At 59.1% G+C, this 6,055-nt stretch carries 9 protein-coding genes; 5 read left to right on the top strand and 4 right to left on the bottom strand.

Translation table 11 applies throughout. The features are described from left to right. Both ACPYOI_RS34300 and ACPYOI_RS34295 read left to right on the top strand, forming a co-directional pair. A partial coding sequence (locus ACPYOI_RS34300; protein WP_481424032.1) for a heterodisulfide reductase-related iron-sulfur binding cluster occupies positions 1 to 394 on the top strand: 394 nt, incomplete at its 5' end. Positions 395 to 431: 37 nt separating this feature from the next. Beyond that, the gene (locus ACPYOI_RS34295; RefSeq protein WP_481415694.1) at positions 432 to 860 is read left to right on the top strand and encodes a hypothetical protein; all 429 of its coding nucleotides are present in this window, start codon (positions 432 to 434) and stop codon (positions 858 to 860) included. A gap of 24 nt (positions 861 to 884) precedes the next feature. Here the strand turns inward: ACPYOI_RS34295 and ACPYOI_RS34290 are convergent, their stop codons facing one another. The 3 genes from ACPYOI_RS34290 to ACPYOI_RS34280 form a co-directional block, all read right to left on the bottom strand. Then, positions 885 to 1,559: an outer membrane protein gene (locus ACPYOI_RS34290; RefSeq protein ID WP_168828509.1), complete on the bottom strand. Its 675-nt coding sequence runs from the start codon at positions 1,557 to 1,559 to the stop codon at positions 885 to 887. 163 nt (positions 1,560 to 1,722) lie between these two features. Then, complete coding sequence (locus ACPYOI_RS34285) at positions 1,723 to 2,394, bottom strand: L,D-transpeptidase (protein ID WP_168828510.1); 672 nt, start codon at positions 2,392 to 2,394, stop codon at positions 1,723 to 1,725. A gap of 136 nt (positions 2,395 to 2,530) precedes the next feature. After that, the gene (locus ACPYOI_RS34280) at positions 2,531 to 3,289 is read right to left on the bottom strand and encodes a L,D-transpeptidase (protein ID WP_481415695.1); all 759 of its coding nucleotides are present in this window, start codon (positions 3,287 to 3,289) and stop codon (positions 2,531 to 2,533) included. A 210-nt stretch (positions 3,290 to 3,499) separates the two neighbouring features. Between ACPYOI_RS34280 and ACPYOI_RS34275 the strand changes: the two genes are divergently transcribed. Continuing rightward, on the top strand, positions 3,500 to 4,129 hold the full coding sequence (locus tag ACPYOI_RS34275) for a DNA-3-methyladenine glycosylase I (RefSeq protein WP_481415696.1): 630 nt from the start codon (positions 3,500 to 3,502) through the stop codon (positions 4,127 to 4,129). Further along, positions 4,126 to 4,629, top strand: a complete 504-nt coding sequence (locus ACPYOI_RS34270; protein ID WP_481415697.1) for a hypothetical protein — start codon at positions 4,126 to 4,128, stop codon at positions 4,627 to 4,629. The genes ACPYOI_RS34275 and ACPYOI_RS34270 overlap by 4 nt, the downstream gene beginning before the upstream one ends. 1 nt (position 4,630) lies before the next feature. Here the strand turns inward: ACPYOI_RS34270 and ACPYOI_RS34265 are convergent, their stop codons facing one another. Further along, positions 4,631 to 5,335, bottom strand: a complete 705-nt coding sequence (locus ACPYOI_RS34265; RefSeq protein WP_481415698.1) for an HAD family hydrolase — start codon at positions 5,333 to 5,335, stop codon at positions 4,631 to 4,633. Between the two features lie 237 nt (positions 5,336 to 5,572). On the opposite strand from ACPYOI_RS34265, the gene ACPYOI_RS34260 reads away from it, so the two are divergent. Beyond that, positions 5,573 to 6,055, top strand: a 483-nt coding sequence (locus tag ACPYOI_RS34260) for an aldo/keto reductase (RefSeq protein ID WP_481424031.1), incomplete at its 3' end; no start/stop codon positions are given.

Raw genomic sequence — 6,055 nt, 5'->3', positions numbered from 1 at the left:
GACGCTCGACCTTCCTTCGCATATGCCAAGGGGCGTCACGGTCGCCTATCATTCTGCCTGCTCCATGCAGCACGGGCAGAGGATCACTATGGCGCCCAAGCAGCTTCTGAAGGCTGCGGGCTTCACCGTTCGCGAACCGGCGGAAGGCCACCTCTGTTGCGGCTCCGCCGGGACCTACAACATCATGCAGTCAGATATTTCCGCGGCGCTGAAGGCGCGCAAAGTCAAGAATATCGAGGCGACGAAGCCGCATGTGATCGCCACCGGCAACATCGGCTGCATCACCCAGATCGGCACCGGTACCGCGATCCCGATTCTGCATACGGTTGAGTTGCTGGATTGGGCTTATGGCGGCGATGTACCCCAAAAATTAAGAGATTTGCCGTTACCCTAAGTTCGGCCGGTTTTCGGCCGGTGACGGAGTTTGGCATATGCGGCGTATAACGATACTGCTTGCAGGTCTGCTCGGCGCGGCAGGGGCTGCGCATGCCGACAGCCGGTTCTTCTGCTCGGCGGACGATGGCAGCGCGCGCTTCACGATCGAAAGCGGCTTTCGGGACGAAGCCGGACATAAGCTCAATCATTTCCGCGGCGCGCTGATGATCAAGAGCGGCTCGGTTCCTGACGTTTTCAAGAAACGCGTGTTCGATTCCAGCAAGCTCACGAACCGCTGGTGGGATGACGGCGATTTGCGCCTTGAGATATTCGATACCGACGACGACGCCGGCACTCAGGCTCTGAGCCTCGTCATTCTCGCCAAAGGGCCCGGAAAGAGCTTTTCGGGCACCTATGGATTGACGATCACCGGCGGTCAAACGCCATTTGCAGTCAGCGGCAAGGTCAGTTGCGGCTCCAAATGAGTCGCAACAACGAAGGACACCGCATCACCAGTGAAACGAAAGGCCGAGATTGACGGCATTGGTGATGACATTCGTTTTCAGGCGGTCGCCGCTATCGATAGGAACATCGACGCGCGAATAGTTGCCCTTATATTCCACGAAGGTTGACCAGCGGTCGGTGATCCTGAAATCGACGCCTGCCTGGGCCTGCAGCGCCACGCCGCCGAATTCATAACCGAAGGTTTTGCCGGAGGGACGCGTCACCTCGACATGCGGGATGTTCACGCCGACGCCGACACCGATATACGGAGTCCAGCGGCGGCTGGGATCCTGGAAGCGGTAGATCGCGTTGGCGGTCAGCAGATTGAGGCCATCGGTGAATTCGAAATGCGACCAGCCGGAGGTGCGGAGCGTCTCGTCATCCGCATAGACCTTGGCATGCGTGTAGTCGATCGAGAAGCCGAGGTTCGGATGGTTGAAATCCTCCAGCCACCAGGTGATGCGGCCGCCGTAATAGGGCGGCGAGGCGAAGGATTTGCCCTCCCATCCCGCGGTAAAATGCGTGCCGTCGGATAGGTCGACGCCGCTATGGGGCGCCGTCTGGTATCCGCCATAGAAGGAAAACTGGAGATCCTCGGCCGAAGCCGGCGCGGCGTTCAAAAAGCTCAGAATGGAAAATATGGCAAGGCTCGCCGCAGTGGGATTGAATATGCGATGCATGAAAAATTCCCTGATTATCAGCAGCGCACATCTATCCCGCTTTCCGTGACAGGCTTATTGCAGGGTTGGAAATAGCGCCATCTGCGCCACAGCCATCTCACCTGACACCAATATGAAAAGGGCGGCAAAAGCCGCCCTTCATCATCAAGCAAGTGGCGAAGAATCAGCCGTCGCCGAAGATGGTGCGCAGCAGGTCGATGCCCTTGTCTTGGAAGGCGACGTTGCCCTGCTTGTCGCCGGGACCGATGACGATCACCTTCGCGCCGACCGCCGCGCGCGAATAGAGATGAATGACGTCGTCGTTCATCATGCGGATGCAGCCGGAAGACATGTTCAGGCCGATCGTCCAAGGCTGATTGGTGCCGTGGATACGGAAAATAGTATCGCGGCCGCCCTGATAGAGATACATGGCGCGTGCGCCGAGCGGATTGTCTTCGCCGCCTTCCTGGAAGGCGGGTATGATGTGACCCTTCGCGGCCTCGCGGACACGCATCTCGGCCGGCGGCGTCCAGGTCGGCCATTCGGCCTTGCGGCCGATCTTCACGACGCCTGACCAGCCGAAGCCATCACGGCCGACCCCGATGCCGTAGCGCGTCGCGCGGTTCTTCGTCTCGACGTAGTAGAGATACTTGTTGTTGGTATCGACGATGATCGTACCCGGCTCTTCGTTCGTCACGAGCCGCACGAGCTTGCGCTTGAACTCCGGCTTTACGAACTTGGTTTTCGGAACGCGGACGACGGGTGCAGCATCGTGGGCGGGTTGAGCAACGGCAGGCGTGATTGCAATAGAAAATGCAATGCCGGCGGCCGCAAGGCCGGAGGCGACTTTCAACATATTGATTCCCCTCAAAAGCAAAATCGGGCCGAAGCTACCTGAACTTCAGCCCGATTCAAGATCAGTTGTCGCCGGCACAGCATTTTTGATTCTGAGTGCCGGCTGTTCTTGCCAGAAGTGAGGTAAAAGCCAGCAGTTACATCACGATAACGCGCGTACCGACTTTGACGCGTTCGTAAAGGTCGACAACATCCTCGTTGCGCAGGCGGATGCAGCCCGAAGAAACGGCACTGCCGATCGTCCAGGGCGCATTGGTGCCGTGGATTCTGTAGAGCGTCGAGCCGAGATACATGGCGCGCGCGCCAAGCGGGTTCTCCGGACCACCGTCCATGCGGGCCGGCAGATAATGGCCCTTCGCAGCTTCGCGGCTAACCATCTCGGAGGGCGGCGTCCACTCCGGCCATTCCGTTTTGCGGGTAACCTTGTGTACGCCGGCCCACTCGAAGCCCGGCTTGCCGACGCCGACCCCGTAACGCCGGGCCTGGCCGTTGGCCACAACAAGATAGAGAAAGCGGTTGTTCGTATCGATGACGATCGTGCCCGGTTTTTCCTTGGTCTGGTAGTCGACCATCTGCGGCAGATACTCTGGCTCGATCTGATGGCGGATCACCGGCAGGTCGGGACGAATTCCTGCAACTTGCTGTGGGGCGGGAGCGGCTTCGGGCGCAGGCGCACGGCGGAAGAAAGGCAGCCGCGGGATGAAGCCGCGCCATTGCGGGGCGGGGCGCTGATAGACCACAGGGCGAACATTGTCGCTGCCGAGTTGGTTGACCCAGGGAGCTGTGAGGTCGGGGCTGAGAACGATGGGCGGACGACTTGCGTAGCGGTCGTCGCCAAGGGCCGGCGAGGCCAGTAGGCCGATCACACCGGCGGCAATCAATGCGGATTTCATCATCGGGCGGGCTCTCTACAAATGACCGAAAATGCGTAAGGGCGGCAGTCCGCCTGCCCAACATGCTGCCATTATCGCCGCCAGCGAATGGTAAAAATCGATTCAGTAAGGGACAGCTGGCGGAATAAACTTTTCGTCAGGGTTACTCTTCGGTTTGGAAACAGGGTTAGCAAATGCTAAAGCCGGATTCTGACGAAGAAATGGCGGCGAAGAATGAGCGAAACGGGAATCATAATCGGCGAGGACGGCAAGAGCCGCTGCCACTGGCATGCAAATCTTCCAGACTACATGCGCTATCACGACGAGGAGTGGGGCAGGCCGGTCACCGACGACATCCGCCTCTTCGAGAAAATCTGCCTTGAAGGGTTCCAGTCCGGCCTCTCCTGGCTGACGATCCTGCGCAAGCGCGATAATTTCCGGGCTGCCTTCGCGGGTTTCGACTTCGAAAAGGTGGCGCTGTTTGATGATCGGGATATCGAGCGGTGCCTTGCCGACGCCGGTATCATCCGCCACCGCGGCAAGATCGTATCGACGATCAACAATGCCAGGCGCGCCATTACTCTGAGGAGCGAATTCGGCTCGCTTGGGCGCTACTTCTGGAGCTATGAGCCGGCTCTTCATGAACGCCCCGCCGTTGTCGACCGCCAGCACGTCGCCGCCAACCCCACGACACCCGTTTCGGTAAGAATATCGAAGGATTTGAAGAAACGCGGCTGGACCTTTGTCGGTCCGACCACAGTTTATGCCTTCATGCAGGCAATGGGTCTCGTCAACGATCATATCGAAGGCTGCTTCCGCCGCCCCGAAGTGGAGGCTATGCGCGTGGCATTGGTGCGCCCATGAGAGCGTGGATCGGCATCGCTTCGGCGCTCTTTCTGTGCGCGACGGCGGCATTTGCCCAGGAACCGCAGCTCGATCCCGGCGAAAAGCTGGAGAAGCTCCAGTTTCCGGCGGTCACCATGCAGATCAAGGGCTGGACCAAATTCGGCAACAGCGGTGTCTACACCTTGCCGGTGCGCGCCGGCCAACACGTAAGGATCAGCTTTACGACAAAGAGCAAGTATGCGTTTCTTGCGATCTTCGATCTCTCCAAGCCCGATGATGAGGCATTTTTCGGCACAGATGAGGACGGCACGGCACTTGATGTGACCGTGAAGGAAAACACCACGTGGTTTCTGCGGCCCTATTATTCCAAGGCTTCGCCGCGCCGCGGCCTGGGAGCGCCCTATACGCTGCTCATCGAGCCGCAGGCGGCCGGGCAACCGCAGCCCGCAAAACCCGAAGAACCGCAACGTCCGTCGCTGTTCCCGGCTGCGCCCTCAAAATCCGGTACCGGGGAATAGCTCAGGACAATCCGTCGAGCAGTCCGCCGAGTTCGCCGAGATGGGCGATCTTTCGAAAGCGCGGTGCCTCCTTCGGCTCGTCGACATGCTCTAGGACCCAGGTCAGCTCATGCGGCACGAAGACGCCGTAGCTTCCGGCGGCAATCGCCGGCACGATATCGGACTTGAGCGAATTGCCGACCATCATGGCCCGTTCCGGACCGTCGCCGAGCTTCGAGAAAATCCGCCGATAGGTGACGGCCGTCTTGTCCGAGACGATCTCGACGGCATCGAAGAAATCGCCAAGACCGGATTGGGCGAGCTTGCGCTCCTGATCGAACAGGTCGCCTTTGGTGATCAATACCAGCAGATAGTTTCCGGCAAGGGATTCCAGCGTCTCGCGGACATGCGGCATGGTCTCGACCGGATGCGAAAGAAGGTCGCGGCCGGTATCAAGGATTTTCGCGATCACGCTCGCCGGCACCTTGCCTTCGGTGATCTCGATCGCGGTCTCTATCATCGACAGCGTAAAGCCCTTTATGCCGAAGCCGTAGTGGCTGAGATTGCGCTTTTCAGCTTCCAGCAGCCGCTGCGAAATCTGCGAACCGTCCGCGAAATCGGCGAGCAGTTGCGTGAAGTGCTCCTCGGTTAGCCGGTAATACTGTTCGTTCTGCCAGAGCGTATCGTCGGCGTCGAAGCCGATCGTCGTCAGCGCGTGCGTGCTCATCTGAAGCTCCTGCAACCTGTGAAGCAGCAATCTATTGGGAGGCTGTGTTTAGACAAGGGCTTCTGCTTTCTCCTCTCAATATGTCGCAGGCGACGTTGAAATGCGGCTGCCTGGCATTACGTAAAATGCCTGCCTGCAGCCAGCTTCGGCTGTGCCTGACCGTTCAGGCCAATATTGAAAGATTAGAATTCAGCAGCCCGCAAGCGGTCGATTTCGGCCGACACAAGGAATTTCTTCATGCGTTACAATCAACTCGGAAATACGGGACTTTTCGTCTCGGAAATCTGCTTGGGCACCATGACATTCGGTGAGGCAGGCAGCGGCACCACCTGGGGCGCCATCGCCGACGTCGACCAGAAGGCGGCCGACCAGATCGTCGAGCGCTCGCTCCAGGCCGGCGTCAACTTCATCGATACCGCCGATGTCTATTCCTTCGGGCAATCCGAAAGGCTCCTCGGACAGGCGCTGAAAAACCTCAATGTCCCGCGCAAGGATGTTGTCATCGCCACCAAGGTTTATGGCGTTATGGGCGACAAGCCCAACGATCGCGGCGCCTCCCGCGGGCATATCATGGATTCCGTCGAAGCCAGCCTCAAGCGGCTGCAGACGGATCACATTGATCTCTATCAGATTCATGCAACCGATACGGTGACGCCGATCGACGAGACGCTGCGCGCTCTCGACGATCTCGTCTCCCGCGGTCTCGTGCGCTATATCGGC

Source organism: Rhizobium sp. SVR5-2C, from assembly GCF_056755115.1.
The sequence above is the reverse complement of the archived record's forward strand: the minus strand, read 5'-3'. Positions and strand labels throughout refer to the sequence as shown.

Coding starts and splice junctions, on each gene's coding strand:
- ACPYOI_RS34290 (WP_168828509.1), bottom strand. CDS start 1,559: ATGCATCGCATATTCAATCCCACTGCGGCGAGCCTTGCCATATTTTCC.
- ACPYOI_RS34275 (WP_481415696.1), top strand. CDS start 3,500: ATGAGCGAAACGGGAATCATAATCGGCGAGGACGGCAAGAGCCGCTGC.
- ACPYOI_RS34285 (WP_168828510.1), bottom strand. CDS start 2,394: ATGTTGAAAGTCGCCTCCGGCCTTGCGGCCGCCGGCATTGCATTTTCT.
- ACPYOI_RS34280 (WP_481415695.1), bottom strand. CDS start 3,289: ATGATGAAATCCGCATTGATTGCCGCCGGTGTGATCGGCCTACTGGCC.
- ACPYOI_RS34295 (WP_481415694.1), top strand. CDS start 432: ATGCGGCGTATAACGATACTGCTTGCAGGTCTGCTCGGCGCGGCAGGG.
- ACPYOI_RS34265 (WP_481415698.1), bottom strand. CDS start 5,335: ATGAGCACGCACGCGCTGACGACGATCGGCTTCGACGCCGACGATACG.
- ACPYOI_RS34270 (WP_481415697.1), top strand. CDS start 4,126: ATGAGAGCGTGGATCGGCATCGCTTCGGCGCTCTTTCTGTGCGCGACG.